Annotated in this window: 22 protein-coding genes; 14 read left to right on the top strand and 8 right to left on the bottom strand. The window is 61.4% G+C overall.

Translation table 11 applies throughout. The annotated features are described in order from the left end of the window. Positions 1-219: 219 nt before the first annotated feature. The 3 genes from ACYVHK_RS09680 (at position 220) to ACYVHK_RS09670 (ending at position 1,742) form a co-directional block, all read left to right on the top strand. Complete coding sequence (locus ACYVHK_RS09680) at positions 220-507, top strand: hypothetical protein (RefSeq protein WP_460530543.1); 288 nt, start codon at positions 220-222, stop codon at positions 505-507. Positions 508-593: 86 nt separating this feature from the next. Further along, positions 594-1,367 carry a Crp/Fnr family transcriptional regulator gene (locus ACYVHK_RS09675; RefSeq protein ID WP_460530542.1) on the top strand — a complete coding sequence of 258 codons (774 nt, stop codon included), beginning with the start codon at positions 594-596 and terminating at the stop codon, positions 1,365-1,367. A 123-nt stretch (positions 1,368-1,490) separates the two neighbouring features. Further along, on the top strand, positions 1,491-1,742 hold the full coding sequence (locus ACYVHK_RS09670) for a hypothetical protein (protein WP_460530540.1): 252 nt from the start codon (positions 1,491-1,493) through the stop codon (positions 1,740-1,742). Between the two features lie 15 nt (positions 1,743-1,757). Here the strand turns inward: ACYVHK_RS09670 and ACYVHK_RS09665 are convergent, their stop codons facing one another. After that, positions 1,758-2,114 carry a VOC family protein gene (locus ACYVHK_RS09665; RefSeq protein ID WP_460530537.1) on the bottom strand — a complete coding sequence of 119 codons (357 nt, stop codon included), beginning with the start codon at positions 2,112-2,114 and terminating at the stop codon, positions 1,758-1,760. A gap of 304 nt (positions 2,115-2,418) precedes the next feature. Between ACYVHK_RS09665 and ACYVHK_RS09660 the strand changes: the two genes are divergently transcribed. Together ACYVHK_RS09660 and ACYVHK_RS09655 are read left to right on the top strand one after the other, a co-directional pair. Next, a complete protein-coding gene (locus ACYVHK_RS09660; RefSeq protein ID WP_460530534.1) occupies positions 2,419-2,970 on the top strand; it encodes an STAS domain-containing protein in 552 nt (183 codons plus the stop codon). A 96-nt stretch (positions 2,971-3,066) separates the two neighbouring features. Beyond that, the gene (locus tag ACYVHK_RS09655) at positions 3,067-4,221 is read left to right on the top strand and encodes an acyltransferase family protein (RefSeq protein ID WP_460530531.1); all 1,155 of its coding nucleotides are present in this window, start codon (positions 3,067-3,069) and stop codon (positions 4,219-4,221) included. Here ACYVHK_RS09655 and ACYVHK_RS09650 read toward each other — a convergent pair. Further along, positions 4,197-5,282 (bottom strand): alpha/beta fold hydrolase, encoded by a 1,086-nt coding sequence (locus ACYVHK_RS09650; RefSeq protein ID WP_460530528.1) that lies wholly within the window; start codon positions 5,280-5,282, stop codon positions 4,197-4,199. The two genes, ACYVHK_RS09655 and ACYVHK_RS09650, sit on opposite strands and share 25 nt — an antisense overlap. A 192-nt stretch (positions 5,283-5,474) precedes the next feature. Between ACYVHK_RS09650 and ACYVHK_RS09645 the strand changes: the two genes are divergently transcribed. Then, the gene (locus ACYVHK_RS09645) at positions 5,475-6,248 is read left to right on the top strand and encodes a substrate-binding periplasmic protein (protein WP_460530525.1); all 774 of its coding nucleotides are present in this window, start codon (positions 5,475-5,477) and stop codon (positions 6,246-6,248) included. A 46-nt stretch (positions 6,249-6,294) separates the two neighbouring features. Here ACYVHK_RS09645 and ACYVHK_RS09640 read toward each other — a convergent pair whose 3' ends face one another. Then, a complete protein-coding gene (locus ACYVHK_RS09640; RefSeq protein WP_460530522.1) occupies positions 6,295-7,206 on the bottom strand; it encodes a LysR family transcriptional regulator in 912 nt (303 codons plus the stop codon). Between the two features lie 150 nt (positions 7,207-7,356). On the opposite strand from ACYVHK_RS09640, the gene ACYVHK_RS09635 reads away from it, so the two are divergent. After that, on the top strand, positions 7,357-8,103 hold the full coding sequence (locus ACYVHK_RS09635; RefSeq protein WP_460530519.1) for an SDR family oxidoreductase: 747 nt from the start codon (positions 7,357-7,359) through the stop codon (positions 8,101-8,103). 72 nt (positions 8,104-8,175) lie between these two features. On the opposite strand, the gene ACYVHK_RS09630 is transcribed toward ACYVHK_RS09635, so the two are convergent. After that, positions 8,176-9,462 carry an adenylosuccinate synthetase gene (locus tag ACYVHK_RS09630; RefSeq protein ID WP_460530516.1) on the bottom strand — a complete coding sequence of 429 codons (1,287 nt, stop codon included), beginning with the start codon at positions 9,460-9,462 and terminating at the stop codon, positions 8,176-8,178. Between the two features lie 175 nt (positions 9,463-9,637). On the opposite strand from ACYVHK_RS09630, the gene gcvA reads away from it, so the two are divergent. The 3 genes from gcvA (at position 9,638) to ACYVHK_RS09615 (ending at position 11,723) form a co-directional block, all read left to right on the top strand. Beyond that, positions 9,638-10,549, top strand: coding sequence for a transcriptional regulator GcvA (gcvA, locus tag ACYVHK_RS09625; RefSeq protein WP_460530513.1), 912 nt, complete (start codon positions 9,638-9,640; stop codon positions 10,547-10,549). An 81-nt stretch (positions 10,550-10,630) separates the two neighbouring features. Beyond that, on the top strand, positions 10,631-11,323 hold the full coding sequence (locus ACYVHK_RS09620) for a DUF1345 domain-containing protein (RefSeq protein WP_460530510.1): 693 nt from the start codon (positions 10,631-10,633) through the stop codon (positions 11,321-11,323). A gap of 58 nt (positions 11,324-11,381) precedes the next feature. Next, positions 11,382-11,723 (top strand): hypothetical protein, encoded by a 342-nt coding sequence (locus ACYVHK_RS09615; protein ID WP_460530507.1) that lies wholly within the window; start codon positions 11,382-11,384, stop codon positions 11,721-11,723. Positions 11,724-11,737: 14 nt separating this feature from the next. Here ACYVHK_RS09615 and ACYVHK_RS09610 read toward each other — a convergent pair whose 3' ends face one another. Next, positions 11,738-12,205 (bottom strand): Lrp/AsnC family transcriptional regulator, encoded by a 468-nt coding sequence (locus ACYVHK_RS09610; protein WP_460530504.1) that lies wholly within the window; start codon positions 12,203-12,205, stop codon positions 11,738-11,740. A 189-nt stretch (positions 12,206-12,394) separates the two neighbouring features. Between ACYVHK_RS09610 and ACYVHK_RS09605 the strand changes: the two genes are divergently transcribed. After that, positions 12,395-13,309 (top strand): periplasmic substrate-binding domain-containing protein, encoded by a 915-nt coding sequence (locus ACYVHK_RS09605; protein WP_460530501.1) that lies wholly within the window; start codon positions 12,395-12,397, stop codon positions 13,307-13,309. A 9-nt stretch (positions 13,310-13,318) separates the two neighbouring features. Here the strand turns inward: ACYVHK_RS09605 and ACYVHK_RS09600 are convergent, their stop codons facing one another. From ACYVHK_RS09600 to ACYVHK_RS09590, 3 genes are all read right to left on the bottom strand, one after another. Continuing rightward, positions 13,319-15,451: a DUF6351 family protein gene (locus ACYVHK_RS09600; RefSeq protein WP_460530498.1), complete on the bottom strand. Its 2,133-nt coding sequence runs from the start codon at positions 15,449-15,451 to the stop codon at positions 13,319-13,321. A gap of 305 nt (positions 15,452-15,756) precedes the next feature. After that, positions 15,757-16,191, bottom strand: a complete 435-nt coding sequence (locus ACYVHK_RS09595; RefSeq protein WP_460530495.1) for a DUF6210 family protein — start codon at positions 16,189-16,191, stop codon at positions 15,757-15,759. A 23-nt stretch (positions 16,192-16,214) separates the two neighbouring features. Further along, positions 16,215-16,964, bottom strand: coding sequence for a class I SAM-dependent methyltransferase (locus tag ACYVHK_RS09590; RefSeq protein WP_460530492.1), 750 nt, complete (start codon positions 16,962-16,964; stop codon positions 16,215-16,217). Between the two features lie 240 nt (positions 16,965-17,204). Here ACYVHK_RS09590 and ACYVHK_RS09585 point away from each other — a divergent pair, with 240 nt between their 5' ends. From ACYVHK_RS09585 to ACYVHK_RS09575, 3 genes are all read left to right on the top strand, one after another. Continuing rightward, positions 17,205-17,363: a hypothetical protein gene (locus ACYVHK_RS09585; RefSeq protein WP_460530489.1), complete on the top strand. Its 159-nt coding sequence runs from the start codon at positions 17,205-17,207 to the stop codon at positions 17,361-17,363. A gap of 43 nt (positions 17,364-17,406) precedes the next feature. Further along, positions 17,407-17,937, top strand: coding sequence for a DUF4337 domain-containing protein (locus tag ACYVHK_RS09580; protein WP_460530486.1), 531 nt, complete (start codon positions 17,407-17,409; stop codon positions 17,935-17,937). A 150-nt stretch (positions 17,938-18,087) separates the two neighbouring features. After that, a complete protein-coding gene (locus ACYVHK_RS09575; protein WP_460530483.1) occupies positions 18,088-18,477 on the top strand; it encodes a hypothetical protein in 390 nt (129 codons plus the stop codon). Positions 18,478-18,510 lie beyond the last annotated feature (33 nt).

Genomic DNA, 18,510 nt, shown 5'->3' with positions numbered 1-18,510 from the left:
GGGGCCAGATCATCCCTATGTGGGCCAGCGCACAGACAGCGCCTTGACGGCGGCCGCACTGTGTTTTCTCGCATGGCCGCCGCAGTGGTGGAGCTTACCGCTACGGCCAGCGGAGTTCAGGGTGGCGTGATCGCCATCGATCCTGGAAATCCGTGCCATGTCCTGCGGTCGGCATCTTGGTGCCGGTCGTGTCATGCACTATCCAACTCGAGACCCGTGATGAAAATCAAACCCCACGACAGCACCACGATTGTGACCCGCATGGATGGACCGTCTGAGCCGTCGGTACAGATCGCCAATGGTGTAGAGAAGCTTGTGCCGCAGACCCTGCCGGATCAACCTGTCGTGGCAGAACCTGAGCTAAACGCTCCCGCTGCCGTCACGACGCCATTCAGCCCCTTGGTCGATAATGCGGCCAGCCGCGCCAAGGCAGCCAGTGCCAAGAGTTGGGGTAATCGTTACCTGAAGGGTAGCTACGGTAACGGCGTACCGCATAAGGCTCGCTGATTCAGCCCGTATCCGCCGTCCATGTTCCCGGTATGGGACCGGTCGGCGGCGAGGGTGCACCGTATGTCTGCCAACGTTCGGAAGGAATGGCCTTCAACGTACTCTCTAAGACCTTTCTTCGCTATGGGCTCGCCATGCACGGTACGCCCCATCCCCGCCAGAACCATGTACTGGCCGCTTTGACTGCAGAGGAATACGAGCGACTGCTACCCCACCTTACGCTGGTGGCCCTGACGCTGGGCGAGGCTTTGAGTGAGTCGGGTGGGCATATGCAGTATCTGTATTTTCCGCTCGATACCATCGTCTCCCTGCTGTATGTCATGGAGGATGGTGCTACCGCGGAGATTGCCGTCGTTGGCAACGAAGGGGTGCTCGGTATCTCGCTGTTCATGGGTGGGGAGACTGCCACCAGCCGGGCTGTTGTACAAAGTACCGGTCATGCCTACCGTATCGCCACCCAGCCCTTGATGCAGGAGTTCAACCGGGCTTCCACCTTGCAGCGCTTGCTGTTGCGCTACACCCAGGCCCTGATCGCCCAGATGTCGCAGACGGCAGTCTGCAATCGTCACCACTCGGTGGATCAGCAACTGTGTCGCTGGCTCTTGCTGAGCCTGGATCGCCTCCATACCGACGAACTGGACATGACTCAGGAACTGATCTCCAACATGCTGGGTGTACGCCGGGAGGGTGTGACAGAGGCCGCGGGTAAGTTGCAAGGCGCTGGCTTGATCCAGTACAGCCGTGGACACATCAAGGTGTTGGACCGGGCAGGGCTGGAGGCCAGATCCTGCGAGTGCTACCAGGTGGTCAAAACCGAATATGACCGTTTGTTGCCGGTTGTCATTCCTCAATGGGTGTGAAAGGTTCGTCGGCTATGTGCGGCAGCGCACAGACGAGGCTTGTCGGCACCAACCACCATGCATCGCGATGCCCCGTTGCCCTGCCTCGCAGGTTATCAGGGGGACCACCTACCGGAGCGGACCATGAAGCTGAATGGCATTGAATATCGCAGGATGAAGTTCCAGGCGAAGCTGCGCGAAAGCTGGGTGCGGGTCAGTCGCCGCAAGCTCGATTTCCTGGCGGCCCGCCGTGCGATGCTTGGTGCGCGGGTTCGTGGGTTGCTGATGTCCATCAGTACCGGTGCCTTTCGCGAAGTCAGGGCTTCTTATGGCCCTTCCGTGATACGTGCCAAGCCACCAGGTAGGAATAAACCCACCGGGCACCAACCCGACTGACTCATTATGACGAATTCAAGACCCTGCCTGCATGATCCCGAAGGACATGCCGGTGGGGTCTTTGACTATGGCAACCACCTCGCCGCCCGGCAGGGTCTGCGGTGGAAACAGGATGCTGCCCCCTAGTTCCACGGCCTGGGTCACGTACATCGCGCAGTCCTCTACCTCGATGAACAGCTGCACGAAACTGGGCGCCGCAGGCGGCGCGGGCCAGATGCTGCCCTGTATGCCTTGTTCGCTACCCGTGCCGATGGCATGGAAGGCTTGCGGAGCATGAGGCTCGGCCTGCCAGCCGAACAGGCTGCAATAGAACTGGCTGCTTGCCTCGGGCTGGGGGCTGATGATCTGCCAGCGCATGACGGGATTGGGCATGTCGGTCCACTCCTGTGGTCCTGGATGGGTGTAGCGTTGTTACGCGATCTTAAGCCGTGTTACCAAAAGACTTCAGCCGCACAAAAGTGTCGCTTCATGCATACAACATAATGACCAGACGGCAACTGGTGACAATCAGGATTCCGTTATGTTGTAGCATTCTCAGGCTTTGGAAATTGCTGGCTTATCCCTGCCAGCCATGAGTCAACCATCACAGGCTCTAGGTCATCATGCGGTGGCATTGGGTTCACACGATCTTGCCATCGATAATTTGTGCTTCAAGTACATGAAGGTGGAATATTCCATGGATGCGACGCTGCACATAGAAGGTACGCACGCTCATGTGAGCATCGTAGGTAATTTCGACTTCGCCCTGCACCGAACCTTCCGTGATGTTGCCTCCCAGATCACCAGTCACGCCCAGATTCGCACTGCCGAGATCGACTTCAGCCGCGTAACCCGCATCGACAGTTCCGCCCTCGGCATGATGTTGCTGCTGCGTGAACGGCTCGCTGCCCGCCGCGCCACGCTGACGCTTGTCAACATGTCGCAGCCCATCCGTTCACTGCTGGTTGCCAGCCAGTTCCACCGCCTGTTCAACATGCCGCTGCCCGAGCCCGGCCCCTGGCACGACAGCAATGCCCATACCGCGCTGGAGCGGGCAATCCATGAGCTGGAACAGGCTCGCTCGAAGGGTCTTTCCCGTGCAGCGGCGGAGCTGGTGATCGAGAATATCGCCTGCTCGTTCGGCCCTGGCGGCAGCTCCCCGGCGGCCAAGGATGCGATCCACGCCTTGCTCAACGCCACGCACGCCCGCTTCCCTGCGGATCACACTACCGATAGCTGTACAGCCTGATACCGGTACAGGCGTGACACCCGCCTCTGGCTTCCAAGCACTGCCACTCGCAGTTATGCTGCCGGTCCGAGATTCAAGTCCAGGGCCGGTTTGACGATGCAATCCCTCCGTAATGCCTACATAGACAGCCTGCGTGGCGTTGCCATCCTGCTGGTGCTGTTACTGCACTTCACCCTGGCTTTCGGCCTCAAGAACAGTCCGCTTGGCGATGTCATTCCGGCCGAGTGGTTATCGGCCGTGCTGCTGAACGGCAACTATGGCGTGACCATCTTTTTCGTCATCTCCGGCTTCCTGATCACGGGCAATGCCCTGGGCCGGTTCGGTCATCTGTCCCGTATCGACCTGCGTACCTTTTATAGCCAGCGCTTTGCGCGCCTCCTGCCGTGCCTGCTGCTTGCGCTCGCCATCATCGTGCCGCTGGGTTGCCTGGAAGTGCCGTTCTTCGACAATGCGGACGATGGCAAGCAACTGCCGATCAGCTATTTCCTGGTGGCGGTGGGGTCGATCCTGACCTTCTGGCACAACGTGCTCATGCAATCGGCCGGCTACTTCAACTACTGCCTGAACGTGTACTGGTCGCTATCGGTAGAGATGCTGTTCTACCTGGTCTTCCCGCTGGCCTGCCTGCTGCTGCGCCGGCACGCGCTGTTGGCCTTGCTGGGTCTGGGATTGATTGCGTATGCGCCGTATTACCGCGCCCAGCATGTGGATAACGAGATCTTCTTCATGTATGGCTACCAGGCTTGCTTTGACGCGATCGCACTGGGCTGCCTGAGCGCTATTCTGCTGCAACGCTGGCAGCCTGGTGCCCGGCTTGCCGCCGTCGTCCGTCCGCTGGCGGCACTGGCACTGGCGGTATGCTACCTGCGCGGCATCCATGGCAACGAAGTCTGGGGATTTACGCTGATCGGACTATGCACGGCCGCACTGCTGATCACCACACCCGCGCAGGCGGCGGGCCGCTGGTTGCAGCTGGCCCCCATGCGGGGTCTGCGCTGGTTGGGCGAGCATAGCTATGAGCTCTATCTCTTCCATGTGATCGTCCTGGCCGTCATGCGCAATATCACCGACAGGGCCCACCTCAGCTACACCGCGCGGCTGCCCTGGTTGCTGCTGTTCCTTGTGGCCGCCGTCGCGGTGGCGGGTCTGGTTGCCCGTTACATGGGCAACCCGGCCAACCGCTTCCTGCTACAGCGCCTGGGCGTTGCGCGGGGTGCGCCGCTGGGTCAGCGTTTGCCCGCTGGCGCCTGATCCGCCGCTGCCCCGTTGAGGGCAAACTGGGCTGGCGCGGGTGGCATTAGCAAGCCGGCCAGCAGGGCCTGGTGGAAGGCTGCCGGATCTTGCATCTGCGGTGCGTGGCCCAGTTCGGGGAACTCCACCAGCGTGGCATTCGGGATCGCACCGGCGGCAAAGCGCCCCAGTGCCTTGTAGTTGCCAAGTCTGGCCCGAAGTTCGGCTGGCGCCAGATCCTTGCCGATTGCCGTCGTGTCCTTGTGGCCGATCATCAATAGCGTCGGCACCTTGATGGCGCCAAGTTCGTACACCACCGGCTGGGTGTAGATCATGTCGTAGAGCAGGGCCGAGTTCCAGGCAACCTGTGCCTTGCCCGGCCCGCGATACATGCCGGCCAGCATCTGTACCCAGCGTTCGTATTCCGGCGTCCATTTGCCGGCGTAGTAGGTCGCCTGCTCATAGCTGCGGATGCGCTCGGCGCTGGTCTTGCTCTCGCGCTCGTACCAGTCGTCCACACTCAGCGGCGGCACGCCCTTGGCCTTCCAGTCCTCCAGCCCGATGGGCGCGACCAGGACCAACTGTTCGGTATCCTGCGGATACATCAGTGCATAGCGCATGCCCAGCATGCCGCCGGTCGAATGGCCGATGACAGTGGCTTTCCGTATATCCAGCGACGCCAGTAAAGCATGCGTATTGCGCGCCAATTGCTGGAAGCTGTACTGATAGTGTGTCGGCTTGCTGGATTTGCAGAACCCGATCTGGTCCGGCGCAATCACGCGGTAGCCGGCTTCACTCAGGGCCTTGATCGTTCCCTCCCAGGTGGCGGCACAGAAGTTCTTGCCGTGCAGCAGTACGGCTGTGCGGCCATTGGGCTTGGTGGGCGTAACGTCCATATAGGCCATCTGCAGTGCCTCCCCTTGCGAGTTGAAGGCATACCGCTTAATGGGTGAGGGATAGTCGAAGCCTTCCAGCTCCGCGCCATATGCAGGTTCGTCGGTGCTGCTCGCCAGGCTGGCGGGTGGTGCCAGCAAGGTGGTGCCGGCCAGGGCCAGGGCGGAAAACTGTTTGAGCGTGATCATGACGGGGTTGATCCAGGAATAGGGCGGGCAAATGCGCTTGGAGCGGGTAGGGCGGGCTTTGGTTGCAGTGCGTTGAGGTGTCGGTCTTGCATGGTCATTCGCTTTTCCTCCTGAGCAGCTATGATCAAATCACCTCAATCGGTAGCATCAGGCATGAAGGACATCCCCCCAAAGCACCGCTCAGGAATCGGGTTGCTTACCCGCAGCCTGCCCGGCTTGATCTTGCTGCTCGCCGTGTGCCGCGTGATGGCAAGCGAGCCGCTGGTGCTGCATACCGCCGGTCAGATCAGCACTGCACCCAAGTATGTGCTGCAGGACGGCAAGGTCAAGGGCATCTGCCCATCCTTGCTGGCCGCGATACAGGGGCGGGACGGCAAACTGGATATCCGCGGCGCGGATACGCTGTTGTCCACGCCGCTGATCGAGAAGGGGCTTGAGAGTGGCCGGCTGGACCTGTTTTGCGGTCTGCTCAAGAACCAGTTACGGGAAGCACAGATGCGGTTCCTCAACCCGCCGCTCTATACCATCCAGTTCCGGGTCGTGGTACGTCGCGAAGGCATTGTGCCCGTAAAGGACATGGATGATCTACGCCGGAAAAGCCTGCTGATGCCGGTCATTGCGACCGCAGGCCTGGCCAGTACCCGCGCCCTGCTGGAGCAGGGCGTTCGGGTGGATGCCAGCAGCAGCGACAACCTCAGCAGCTTGCGTCGTTTGCAGGCTGGTCGTGGCATGTACTATTTCAGCAGCGATGAGATCCTGCTGGCGCTGATGGAAAGTGAACATGCCAACGGCTGGGCGACGATGTTGCCCGCGGTGTTCGGCGAGGAACCGATGTATCTGGTGGTCAGCCGCCAGCTTCCCGCCCCCACGCTCAAACGTATCCAGAGCGCGCTGGAGCAACTGGCCGCCGCGGGTGAACTCAAGCAGATCGTGGCCGACGGCAAGAAACAATTCGGCGCCCAGTAGTCTCCCGAGCACATCCCCCTCGTATTGCGTTGCGTGGTGCGCCTTATCAGGCCGCTACCATGTCCGGTATGCCTGAGATCGTCTCTACCAGGTGGTCGAACACCAGCCGGGTCCGTGCCGGCACCGGGCTGCGCTGTGGCCGGTACACATAGAGCCCCCAGGGGGCGGGGGCGTACTCGTCCAGCACGGTGAGCAAGCGGCCGTTCTGCAGATAGGGCAGCAGCGTGGGCGTTGCCACCTGCCCAAAAGCCAGCCCGCCCAGTACCGCCCCCATTTCTGCCTCGGAATCGTCAGTCATGAAGGTGGCTTCGCGTGGCGACCACTGCTGTTCATTGCGGAAATACCAATGCCAGGGGCGCCCGCTCTTGCGGTCCGCCAGGCCGGTCACGGGCAGGTGTTCGAGGTCCTGTATCCGTTTGGGCCTGCCCACGCGTGCGATCAGTTCTGGTGTGGCGACGACCAGCAGGCGGATCTGCCCTGCGCGGCGAGCCACGAAGCGGCTGTCCCGGAAAAAGCCGATCCGTACACCTACGTCGATCTGTTCGTCGACCACGTCCACCACCTGATCACTGAGGCGCAGGTCCAGCCTCAGGCCGGGGTGGGCCACGCCCAGTGCGGCCAGGGCCGGCATCAGGTGGCTGCGGCCGATGGCGCTGGGCGCGGTAATGCGCACGGTGCCAGCCAGCTCGGTGTCCGCAGCCTTGCGTGGCTGCAGGAACAAGGCATCCATGTCCCTGACCGCCATCCTGCTGCGCTCGGCCAACTGTTCACCAAACTCGGTAATGTGATTGCGGCGGGTATTGCGGTGAAATAATAGCTCGCCGGTCAGTTCTTCCAGTTCCCGCACGGCGCGCGTGACCGCCTGGGGTGAGATGCCCAGCCTGGCGGCCGCCTCCTTGAAGCTGGCAGCTTCTGCCGCAGCGCAATAGATGCGCAGCATTTCCAGTCGATTCAGCATGGGCGCTCCGCCAAAGTGGGTTTTTATGATTCCATAAAATGGAATACTGAAATCATATCATTTCCATTTTCTGTGTAAGTCCATATGGCGATACTGGCCTCCATCACAGGTGACCACCTGTCAGATCAACCAGTCAAAAAGGGTTTCGCCATGAGCAATAACATCGCAAACAAAGTTGTCGTCATCACCGGTGCCAGCAGCGGCCTGGGTGAATCCACCGCCCGCCATCTGGTCAGCCTGGGCGCCAAGGTGGTGCTGGGTGCACGTCGCAAGGACAAGCTCGAAGCGCTGGTGGGCGAGCTGCGCAATGCCGGTGGTGAAGCCGAGTTCGTCGTGACCGACGTTACCCGCAAGGCCGATGTAGAGGCCTTGGTGCAGAAGGCGGTCAGCCGTTATGGTCGGGTAGATGTAATCGTGAACAACGCGGGTCTGATGGCGATCGCACCGATCAGCGAGGGCCGTACCGAGGAATGGGACGCCATGATCGACATCAACATCAAGGGCGTGCTGTATGGCATTGCTGCTGCCATGCCAGTGTTCCAGAAGCAGGCCAGCGGCCACTTCATCAATATCGCCTCGGTGGCCGGTATCAAGGTGTTCAGCCCGGGCGGTTCGGTCTATAGCGGCACCAAGTTCGCCGTTCGTGCCATCAGCGAGGGGCTGCGTCATGAGGTGGGTGGTGCCATTCGCACCACCACTATCCTGCCCGGTGCCGTGGATTCTGAGCTGAAGTTCGGCAGCGGTCATGCCGAGAGCGCGGCCTTCGTACAAGGCTTCTATGAACAGAACGCCATCCCGGCGGATTCGGTTGCGCGGGCGATTGCCTATGCCATCGAGCAGCCGGCCGATGTGGACATCAACGAGATCGTACTGCGCCCTACGGTGCAGGAATTCTGATCGCTGATTGGTACCACGGGTACTGAAATGCAAACAGGCTGGCTTATGCCGGCCTGTTTGTCTTGCTACCTGTCAGGCGGCAAATGGGTCGCGCAGGACGATGGTGTCGCTGCGTTCCGGGCCGGTCGTCACGACGGCAACCGGCACACCGGCCAGGGATTCGATGCGCAGGATCAGTGCGGCGGCCTCCGCCGGCAAGGCGGCCAGCGTGCGTATGCCGCGTGTGCTGCCCTGCCAGCCGGGCAATACTTCGAATACCGGCTCCAGCAATGCCTGCTGCGCAGGGCTGGTCGGCAGGTAGTCTATTCGCTCGCCATTGAGCAGGTAGCCGGTACAGAGGCGGATCTCAGCCTGGCCATCAAGGACATCCAACTTGGTCAACGCCAGGGTATTGATACCTGCCACCGTAATGCTCTGTTTCAGTTGCACCAGGTCCAGCCAGCCGCAGCGGCGAGGGCGGCCAGTGTTGACGCCATACTCGCCACCGCGTTCGCGCAACTGTTCGCCGGCAGTGCCGTCGAGTTCAGACGGGAAGGGGCCTTCACCGACGCGAGTCGCATACACCTTGCTGACACCGAGCACCGTCCCCAGCAGGGCCGGTGACACGCCCGTGCCGCTGGCGGCATTGGCGGCGATGGTGTTGGAAGAGGTGACATAGGGGTAGGTCCCCCAGTCGATATCCAGCATCACCGCTTGTGCGCCTTCGAACAGGATGCGTTCGCCCTGCGTACGGGCGGCCTCCAGCCGGCGCCAGACCGGGCCGGCGTAGGCGAGCACCTGCGGAGCCAGCGCCAGCAGCTTGGCGAGTTCGGTCGCGGTATCGAAGGTCGGCTCGCCTATCGCTTGCAGCCAGACATTGTGATGGGCCAGCAGGTCGGCCAACTTGCGCTCGAGGCTGGCAGGATCGGCCAGGTCGCAGATGCGCAGGGCGCGGCGCCCCACCTTGTCTTCGTAGGCCGGGCCGATGCCGCGCAGCGTGGTACCGATAGGTGCGCCACGGCGCGCCTCCTGGGCACGATCGAGTGCACGATGAACTGGCAGCACCAGGATGGCGGTCTCGGCAATCATCAGCGAGGTAGGGGAGATGGTCACGCCCTGTGCCTGCAAGCGGGCGATCTCGGCCAGCAGGTGCTCGGGGTCTACCGCCACGCCGTTGCCGATCACGCCGAACTTGCCGCGTACGAGGCCCGATGGCAGCAGGGCGAGCTTGTAGACCTGCTCGTCCACCACCAGGGTGTGGCCGGCATTGTGACCACCGTTGTAGCGGGCGACGATATCAGCGCGCTCGCTGAGCCAATCCACCAGCCGGCCCTTACCCTCGTCACCCCACTGCGCACCCACCACCACGATATTGCCCATAACTGCCTCTCGAATGAGTTTTCCTGAAGAATCCCGGTTCGAAGGCAGCACTGTCCCTGGGGGTATATCGCCTTCAGCCGGAATTTAGGCTAAGGCTTCGGGGCTGACAAACCATTTAAACTGGTATTGAATATCAGGAAAACTCACACGAAATTGTTATCGAAAGGCTGGGTCTGTGCGCCGACGACTTCCCCCGTTGAACTCCCTGCGCGCCTTCGAGGCGGCTGCCCGCCATGGCAGCTTCAGCTATGCGGCAGATGAACTGGCGGTGACGCACGGTGCGATCAGTCGTCATGTGCAGCAGTTGGAAGGTTGGTTGGGGCAGGCATTGTTCGAGCGCCATAATCGCAAGGTCGTGCTGACCGAGGCTGGTCGTAACTACGTGGGGGAGATCACTGCTGCGCTGGATCGTATCGCCCTGGCGACGGCTCAGCAGCTTGAGCGTGGGCAGCAGCGCGTGCTGCGGGTCAATGCTCCAGCTACCTTCACCCTGCGCTGGTTGCTGCCACGGCTGTCGGCGTTCCAGTTACGGCACCCGAGTATCGAGGTCCGCCTCAATGCCTCCAACGATGCCGTGGCCGATCTGGTCACGCCGCACGATGTCGTGATACGGGGTGGCCCGCAGCAGATTGCCGGCTACGTGGCGCAGGAATTCCTGTGTGAGCAGCGCCTGCCAGTCTGCTCACCGGCCTTGCTCGACAAGCACCCACTGCGTAAACCCGGAGACCTTGAGCAACACACCCTGTTGCATGCCGCGACCTATCCCACCATGTGGTCGGAATGGCTGACCGCGGCCGGCGTGCCGGATCTGCAACCACGACAGTCGCTGACGCTGGAGCACTTCTACCTGACCTTGCAGGCCGCGCTCGATGGTCTGGGGGTGGCGATGGGGCCGGCGGCCCTGGTCGCGCAGGATGTCGCTGACGGCCGTCTGGTGCATCCCTTCCGGCAGGCTGCGCTGACACCCTGGCGCTATTACACCTACGTCCCGGAGAATCGCGCCGAGGATGGCGCGGTCGTGGCTTTTTGCGACTGGCTGCTGGCGACCGGCGCGGAGGCTGAGGTGTCCCTGGACAAAGCCGTGTAGTGCGCTGGCAATGGGTTAGCTTCCCTGTGCGGTGGCGCATCACCTAAGATAGGCCATCGGCCCTTACTGCAAAGACCCCGCATGCCATCCAGCCCGGCCCAACCTTCCCGCCGCCATCCCTACCTGGTACGGGTTGCCATCGGCCGGCCTCGGCTGTTCACCTCGCTGGGCTTCAGCGTCGTGCTGGGCATCCTGTTACCGCACCTGTTTGCCTCGCATGGCATCACCCAGCTCATCATCAGCTGGAATGCGGGTGCCTGGTTGTACCTGCTGCTGGCTACGCACATGATGTTCTCCTCCAGCCATGACAGCATGCGCAAGCGTGCGCAGGTGGAAGATGAGGGCAGTGCCATGGTGCTTACCCTGGTAGTGCTGGCCGCCGTCGTATCGCTCGGCGCCATCGTCGCGGAGCTCGGGGCCGCGCACGATCTGTCGGGCGTGGATCGCTATATCCACATGGGCCTCGCCATCCTTACCATCCTGTCGACCTGGTTCTTTACCCAGGTCATGTTCGCGCTGCACTACGCCCATGACTACTACGTCAATATCGTCGGGGGCAAACCCGGCGGGCTTGATTTTCCTGGCACCCAGCAGCCGGGTTATAGCGACTTCCTGTATTTCTCCTTCATCATCGGCACCTCCGCCCAGACGGCCGATGTCAGCATCACCAGCACATCCTTGCGCCGGACCAACCTGGTCCATTGCGTATTGGCATTTTTCTTCAATACCACGCTGGTGGCGTTGACCATCAATATTGCGTCGGGGTTAATCTGAACTTGAAGTTGATGCTGGAAAGCACATTGAAGATGCGGTCCAAACTGGAGACGATACGATGAAGCTACCTATCCTGATGTTTACCTTTCTGGCCTCGTTGGCCGCGGGTTTCGTACAGGCGGCAGATGCCAATGCCTGGGTGCAGGGAACCTGGCAGTTGGCGGAGGACAAGAAGAATCCCGGCGCTACGGATGACTTCATGGATTTCGCTGCTGACGGAACGGTCAAGCTGCGGGACAGCAAGGCGGTGTATGCCATTTGTACCTATGCGCCATCGGCGCAGGCGGTATTGCTGACCTGTATCGTGCGCGGCAAGGAGAAGCCGCTGCTGTTGAAGGCCTCGGCGGACAAGAAGGCCTTGATTAATCCGCAAGGGGATGTCTACCGGAAGGCGCGCTGATACTCAGGTAGCGCTTACATGGGGATCGGCACCTGCAGGCCTACCTTCACGGACTCCATCACCACGGTAGTGTGGAATTTCTGGATGTTGGGGTTCTCGAAGAACAGCCGGTGCGTCAGTCGCTCGTAATCGGCCATGTCCTCGGCAGTGACGATCACCACGAAATCATGCTCGCCGGTCACGTAGTAGCACTGCTGTACCTCGGGCATGGCCCGCATCTGCTGTTTGAAATCCGCCACGATATCGGCGCGGCCTCGTGTCAGTGTGACCTGGATGACCAGGCTGAGTTTGCGGCCCAGCGCCGCCGGCGCCACGATGGCCTGTTCCGCCTGGATGATGCCGGTCTCGCGCAGCCGCTTGATGCGGCGTTGTACGGCAGTGGCCGACAAGGCGACCACGGTGGCAATCTGCTCGGTACTCTGACGGCAATCGCGCTGCAGCTCGCGCAGGATGGCCCGGTCGTAAGGATCTATTGCATTCATGGCGGTAGTTTATCTGCGTTTTCGTCGTGATCTCGCAGAAAGGCGGCGCCGGTTGTGCCCATGATGCAGAAAACAGCATCGCATCCCCCTCTATCATTTCCTGCCCTGTGTCGAACTATCGCTTGCTTGCAACCCTGTTGGGCACAGTCGGGTCTCGCTGTTGTTCTCCAATGTTCTGATGAGGTATGCATGCTCGACTTTGGTATCGTCGTGGGCTCTTCCGGCCCTGGCAGGGAGGTGTCAGACCTGGCGCCACTATGGGAGGGACACCTCGATCCTGCCCTGTATTCCCGCTTTCGCTTTACCCACTACGATAGTCAGGACGAACTCGAACAGGCTTTCCTGACGGGTGAGGTACAGGCGATGATCGCTGATAGGAATCGCCATTTTCCTGCGCCGGCCGGTACGCGGGCCAAGGCCTTGAAGGAGCGTTGGACCGGCATGCTGGTGCTCAACGGCGCCAGCCCCCTGTTTGCCGATCCGGCGTTGCGACGCGAGTTTGGCCTGATGGTGCAGACCTTGGCGCAATCGTTGTTCCCGCGCCGCTTTGCCTCCTGGACCTGCGCGCGTACCTACTACACGCCGTGCTTTCTACCTGATGGCCTGCTACCCGCCAGCTACTACCGCCGCAACGACATGAGCGTGCTGCCTGCCCGTTTTGCCGCCCGCTGGCGCGAGCAGTTCGCCGCGCATCCGCTGCGGTTGCTCCATACCCCGGCGCGGGGTGCCTTGACCCTGTTGCTGGACCATCTGATCCAGGCGCTGCAACAGGAAGACCTCGCACTGGAGATCATCCCGACCACCGGCGCTGCCGATGTCTACGCGCGGGTCGCGACGGGTGAGTTCGATGTGGTTCCGCGTGGCTGGGCTGAACATGACGATCTGCCAGACGGCTATCTCGGCGCCTTCGAGAAACAGGCACCCGGCGCCGTGGCCAACCAGCCCTATCAGGCGTTCCAGCAGACCATAGACCGTATCAACGATCGCCGCGATGCCTTGCATGGCGCGCGCTATGCCGCTGCACTGCGTGAGCTTGAGGACACCTGGCTGTTCGTCCCGTTCTGTCAGGATCGGACCCGATTGATCCTGCGCAGCGAGCCGTAGGCGCGGGACTCAAAACCCGGCTGGCCTAGTGGCATCCGGCAGGCGGTAATCGCAGACGCCGTCTGGAAATATCGTGCGCAGGCGCTGCAGATGGGGCCGCATGTCGACGGGGTAGTACAGTCCTTGCGTCATGGCGGTCGCTACCGGCTGCAATTGGCATTTGAACACGTCGCCGGTGATGGGGCCGCCGGCAACCCGGCGACTATCGCTATGGATGGGATAGCGCTGCATGCAGCGTCCCTGCGGATGACCGTTCCAGTCGCCATCCCAGACGGTGTCACCGGTTGCGATCAGTTGTCCGTCTGCATCGAAGCAGCGGTCTTCCGCCTGGGCGGGGCGGTTATCGCCCACGCTGCGCTCGGGATGGGCGCGCATGGCGGCCAGCCAGCGATCCATGGCTGCGAAGGCAAGCGGCGTCGGGTCATCCGGCTTGTGCCCCATCCAGATCACCTGATTGCGGGTATCGCCACCCGCTGCCGCTATTCTCGCCCTGCTGGAGAAGGAGGCCGAGGCGTGGTGCATGTCCAGCTCCCTGTCCAGGTAATGGCGCAGGTCGATGACTGGCATCGTCAGTTTGCCGGTGAATACCATGCCGGCTTGATAGGCGGCTGCCATGGCCGCCGTGTCGCCCGCATAGCGCGGTGCCGGTACGGTATCGGACCCCTGCACGATGTTCTGCGCGCTCCAGGGCGAGAAATCCCGCAAGGCGCTATCGCCATTGCCGGACAGATGCCAGAACTGCTCCTGGCGCATCGCGGCCGGCTTGGCCCAGCTGCCGACACGTGCGTTCAGATCGAGAAACTGCGCGATGCTGATCCGCCCTTGCCTGAGCGCCTGCAAGCCATACTGCACCCCGACATTGTCCCACGGGACCCGGGCGAAACCTTGCGCATCGGTGCCGTAGACCACGTTTACGTCGTCGTAATGACTCCAGTGGACCCGCTCCGTGACGGCAGGGGAGAGCTTGGCGGCGAAAGACACAAAGCGCGGGTTGAGCACCTGCGGCGTGAGGCCTCGCCAACTGGCCGTACATTCTGTCTGGCCGTTCGCCAGCTGAGGCCATTCGATACGGGCGGCGTTGGCCAGTCGCCGTACCATGCGGTAGCGGTCGCTCGCCTGGTTGTTGGCACTATGCCCCTCGATAAGGGCCCGGTTCTCCGCGTCTCGCCACAGCGTGTCCTGTTGTGCGGTCACGTCAAAGTAGTACTCAAGCAGCTCGCAATCGAAGATCGGTATGGTCTGGGTCACCATGTCCGGGTAAGCGTACTGGGCGATGCCGGCGTCGAGCAGGCCTGGATGGTTCTGCCCCAGCAGGTACTGCTGCAGCCCACCCCCCGAACCACCAACCCCCACGGTGTAAAGCGGCACGCCATAGCGCGCAACGAATTGCCGCTTTACCCGCAAGGCGGTGTCCTCGGCGAGCCAGATGTTGTAATGGTTGGTCGTGGCATTGCCGGTGGAGTAGGCCACCGCATAACCCAGCGCCAGCTCCTTGGCTCTTTCCTTCAGCAAGCGGCCCGGGCTGACTTCACCCTGCTTGTGGCCGATGCCCACACCGCCCTGGAACTGGTAGATCAACCGCCGGTTCCACCGGTCAGGGGTCGGTTCGGCGATAGTCTCCTGCTCGCCGCGTAGCGCAGCCAGGATGTAGATGAAGCGGTTAATGGTCCCCATCTCGACCCGCACAATGAAGGGCAGGGTGCGCCCTTTGATGACGATACTATCTACATCGTCGGCATCGCGATACCAGGGAACGAACTCGTCCTCATCCACCGGCTTGTAGAAATAGCTCACGCGGGTCCTGGCCAGGCAATCCTTGCTGTAGCCACGCAATACCCTCTCGCCATCCTGGAGGGCATAGACGGCCGTGCCGATGCCCTCCTGATTATCGACCTCGGGCGGCCCTAGCTGGGATTTCTCCGTACCGCAGATGAAGGGATACTGCCTTGGTCCGGCGAACAGCGGCTCGGCGGGGCCGATTTCGCCAATGGCAATGGGAAAGTGCGCGGTGTCGTCGGGCCGGCTGAGGGTGGACGGATGCGGGCCGTCATAAGGCGGCATATCGGACCAGGGTTCGCCATCTGCGGGAACACCGACGACGGGGCCGGGCGCCAGCAAGCGTGCTTGTGCCTGTTCTGGCACGTTGTCTGGCCCTGGGCTGGCTCCGCCTAGAAGTGCCAGCGCGGCTGCACCCAAAACCCATACCTGACGCCTGCCCATATTGGCCTCCAAGGCCTGGGAGCCGACCACCGATTGTGGTTGCTTCAAGTATAGGAAGTCTGGTTTCGGGTGGTGCTCAGTTGGGAGTTTTCACGGCTGGAAACCGGTGCATTAGAGGTTTAACCCGACACACGGTGGAAGTACTCCACTTTATCCCCATCAAGTAGACCGCCATCGCTTGAAGCTGGAGGCGATAGCACGCCTCGACTCCTACATGGAGGGATGTATCAGTCGCGATTGCTCCAGGTCAATATCGCCGGGGTGAGGGAAGGGGAGGTTGTGCATTCTTGAAAGTCTACCGGTATCAGGACATGGACCCAAGCCTCAAGCGATTCATCCGCCCTGTCACTGTTCACACGTATTCCCTTGGTAAAACCGCTGTCGTCCAATACGCCCTGCATTTCTTCCAACAGGTCCTTGCTTAGGGTTCTATGGCCACCTCCCTCAGCAAAGAGACTCATCAGTCTTGCTTCAAGCGATGTTGACGGAGCTGATAAGGCGTTGTCGTTACTGATGGGAATGAGATACCCCTCCTGTTGGGGTTGCAGGCATCCAGTCCCACCTGCTTGCTGCTGGTAAATGATCCCAGTTGGTGCGGGCACGATCAGAGCGCATTGAGTCAGGTCATACAGATGAATAACAGGCATGGCTAAGTGAGACATATTAATGGTCGTGACCCTATATCTCACATCGCCTTGGTCCCCACCAGCACGGGTTGGTAGAAGGCGTCGTCCAGCCGCCTTACTTCCAGAAAACCCGCCTCCTGCATCAGCTCACACAAACGCTGGGTTGATACCGCGTAGTAGCGCGAGCGCATGGCGTGGGTCCGGACTTCGCGGGTCGCCATGTCCTCCTCGACCACGAAGAACGTCAGCGTGTAATGCTCGCCTTCAAAGTCCCAGACCTGCGACAGCAGGTAGCGCTTGTTGCCTTCCATGCGTACGCCGTAGGGCTTGTGCAGGTTGCGGCCGCGCTCCTCCTGCGCATAGTCCCGTACCGTGATCAGGCAGCCACCGCCGTCGGCCAGGCAGTCATGCATATTGCGCAGGGCGTGCAGCAGGTCGCGGTCGTTCAGCAGATGCGGCAGGGAATTGTCGGCACTGATGACCACATCAAAACCGGAGCCGTGATGGGCGTGCGCCTCACGCACATTGCAGACGGAGAAGGGGATATCGACACCCCAGTTGACGGATTCCAGGCAGGCCCGCTCGACCGCCTTGCCGGACAAGTCTGAGCCGATGACCGAATAGCCTTTTTCCGCCAGTGCGATCGCCTGCGTGCCGATGCCGCAGGAGACATCCAGTACGCAGGCACTGCCTGGCCAGGTGGATTCGATGACCGCTGACAATTGTTCGCCCTGGCGGCGCACGCTGGCGGGCCAGTCCTGATAGATCAGATGGTAGTAGGGGGCGAGGTTGTCGTAGAAATCTGCCATGCCGTGCCTCGGGTAGCAATCATCGGTAGACCGAGTCTCGCAGACCATGACGCGGACCGTCATCCTCCAGATGAGGGACAAGGGGCCGCTTTATGACCCGTCTCTCGACGAATGGTTGGCCATATTGGCATGCGGCAATCCCCGCTTGACCGGTGGGACCGCCGCAAAGATCATCCCGTCCCCGACTTGGTACGGTGTTGCTCAGCCTGCTTTAAGCTGAGCCCGCCACAATCCCGCCCCATGCAGAACGACCCAACAAAGAACGGCAACCCGCCGCCCCGCTACCAGTCCGCCGACGATGACGACTATCCCCGATTTGGCCGGTTGCTGTTCATCCTGCTGCTGGTGATGCTGGCCGTTGGCGTCTGCACCTGGGCGGCCATGCGCTACCTCGGCTGACCTTCATCCTTCCCAATCACTGATAACAAACGAGACCACAACGATGGCCGACGACAAGAAAGAACCCTGGCTCAACCACCTGGCCCTGATGACCGTCATCCTGGCAGTCTGCGCGACATTGTCGACCTTCAAGGGCGGTGGTTATTCCACCCGCAGCGTCATTACCCAGTCGCAGGCATCCGACCAGTGGGCCTACTACCAGGCCAAGAGCACCAAGCAGAACCTGTACGAAGTGGAGCTCAGCCAGTTGCAGCTGCAAAGCCTGAGCCTGCCGAACGATCCAGAGATCAAGGCGGCCTACGCCAAAAAGGTGGCCGACTACCAGGCCAAGGTGGCCCGTTACGAGAGCGAGCGCAAGACGATCGAAGCCGAGGCCCGCAAGCTGGAGGAGCAGCGTGACGATGCCCAGAAGCATGGCAAGCCATTCGGCATGGCGGTGATCTTCCTGCAGGTCGCCATCCTGCTCAACTCCATCGCCGGCCTGATGAAGGTCCAGCGTATCTGGCATCTCTCCATCCCGGTCGGCCTGGCGGGGGTGGCGTTCTTCGCCAACGGTTTCTTCCTGTTCTTCTGATCTCCGCGCCGGGGCGCCACGGCGAGGTATCGCTGTGGTTGCCCACAGTGCCTTGGGACGTGATATGCGATCTAGAATGGTCTGGCGGGTGATCGTCCAGATAGCCAGAGACCGGCCAACCTGCAGCAGGCTCAATCCCCAGGAGTCGCCATGCCCTATCTGCAACTGGATGTGAACGGCCATTACCCGATTGGTGTGAAGCAGCGCCTGGCTGGGCAGATGGCGGAGACCTACGCTGCGATGATGAGCGTGGATATCCGCCGCATCAGCATCGCTATCCGCGAGCTGGGGGAGGGCAGCGTCTGGCGTGTGATCGATGGCGAACCCCAGGCGGTCTCTGTCCTGATGTGCGATATCCGTCGTGGCCGCAGTCCGGAATTGCGCATGGAAGTCGCCAAGGCCTTGTGTGGTCTTTGTGTGCAGATACTAGGCCTGAACGAGGATCGCCTGAACGTTGAGTTCACCCAGCATGCCGGCGACGAGATGTACCATCCGGCCTTGGGCGGTTACAGTCCCGAGTGGAGTGAAAACGAGGCCTGATCGTGGGCCGCCCCTTGTACCTTGCCAGGTGGA

It is taken from the genome of Chitinimonas naiadis (genome assembly GCF_054780835.1).
This window is presented reverse-complemented; position numbering and strand designations above follow the sequence as displayed.

What these genes read in the sequence shown, in the direction of transcription:
- ACYVHK_RS09605 (WP_460530501.1), top strand. Translation starts at nt 12,395, where the DNA reads ATGCTCGACTTTGGTATCGTCGTGGGCTCTTCCGGCCCTGGCAGGGAG.
- ACYVHK_RS09620 (WP_460530510.1), top strand. Translation starts at nt 10,631, where the DNA reads ATGCCATCCAGCCCGGCCCAACCTTCCCGCCGCCATCCCTACCTGGTA.
- ACYVHK_RS09660 (WP_460530534.1), top strand. Translation starts at nt 2,419, where the DNA reads ATGGATGCGACGCTGCACATAGAAGGTACGCACGCTCATGTGAGCATC.
- ACYVHK_RS09585 (WP_460530489.1), top strand. Translation starts at nt 17,205, where the DNA reads ATGCAGAACGACCCAACAAAGAACGGCAACCCGCCGCCCCGCTACCAG.
- ACYVHK_RS09575 (WP_460530483.1), top strand. Translation starts at nt 18,088, where the DNA reads ATGCCCTATCTGCAACTGGATGTGAACGGCCATTACCCGATTGGTGTG.
- ACYVHK_RS09640 (WP_460530522.1), bottom strand. Translation starts at nt 7,206, where the DNA reads ATGCTGAATCGACTGGAAATGCTGCGCATCTATTGCGCTGCGGCAGAA.
- ACYVHK_RS09630 (WP_460530516.1), bottom strand. Translation starts at nt 9,462, where the DNA reads ATGGGCAATATCGTGGTGGTGGGTGCGCAGTGGGGTGACGAGGGTAAG.
- ACYVHK_RS09675 (WP_460530542.1), top strand. Translation starts at nt 594, where the DNA reads ATGGCCTTCAACGTACTCTCTAAGACCTTTCTTCGCTATGGGCTCGCC.
- ACYVHK_RS09635 (WP_460530519.1), top strand. Translation starts at nt 7,357, where the DNA reads ATGAGCAATAACATCGCAAACAAAGTTGTCGTCATCACCGGTGCCAGC.
- ACYVHK_RS09665 (WP_460530537.1), bottom strand. Translation starts at nt 2,114, where the DNA reads ATGCCCAATCCCGTCATGCGCTGGCAGATCATCAGCCCCCAGCCCGAG.
- ACYVHK_RS09595 (WP_460530495.1), bottom strand. Translation starts at nt 16,191, where the DNA reads ATGTCTCACTTAGCCATGCCTGTTATTCATCTGTATGACCTGACTCAA.
- ACYVHK_RS09615 (WP_460530507.1), top strand. Translation starts at nt 11,382, where the DNA reads ATGAAGCTACCTATCCTGATGTTTACCTTTCTGGCCTCGTTGGCCGCG.
- ACYVHK_RS09610 (WP_460530504.1), bottom strand. Translation starts at nt 12,205, where the DNA reads ATGAATGCAATAGATCCTTACGACCGGGCCATCCTGCGCGAGCTGCAG.
- ACYVHK_RS09650 (WP_460530528.1), bottom strand. Translation starts at nt 5,282, where the DNA reads ATGATCACGCTCAAACAGTTTTCCGCCCTGGCCCTGGCCGGCACCACC.
- ACYVHK_RS09655 (WP_460530531.1), top strand. Translation starts at nt 3,067, where the DNA reads ATGCAATCCCTCCGTAATGCCTACATAGACAGCCTGCGTGGCGTTGCC.
- ACYVHK_RS09580 (WP_460530486.1), top strand. Translation starts at nt 17,407, where the DNA reads ATGGCCGACGACAAGAAAGAACCCTGGCTCAACCACCTGGCCCTGATG.
- ACYVHK_RS09590 (WP_460530492.1), bottom strand. Translation starts at nt 16,964, where the DNA reads ATGGCAGATTTCTACGACAACCTCGCCCCCTACTACCATCTGATCTAT.
- ACYVHK_RS09680 (WP_460530543.1), top strand. Translation starts at nt 220, where the DNA reads ATGAAAATCAAACCCCACGACAGCACCACGATTGTGACCCGCATGGAT.
- ACYVHK_RS09670 (WP_460530540.1), top strand. Translation starts at nt 1,491, where the DNA reads ATGAAGCTGAATGGCATTGAATATCGCAGGATGAAGTTCCAGGCGAAG.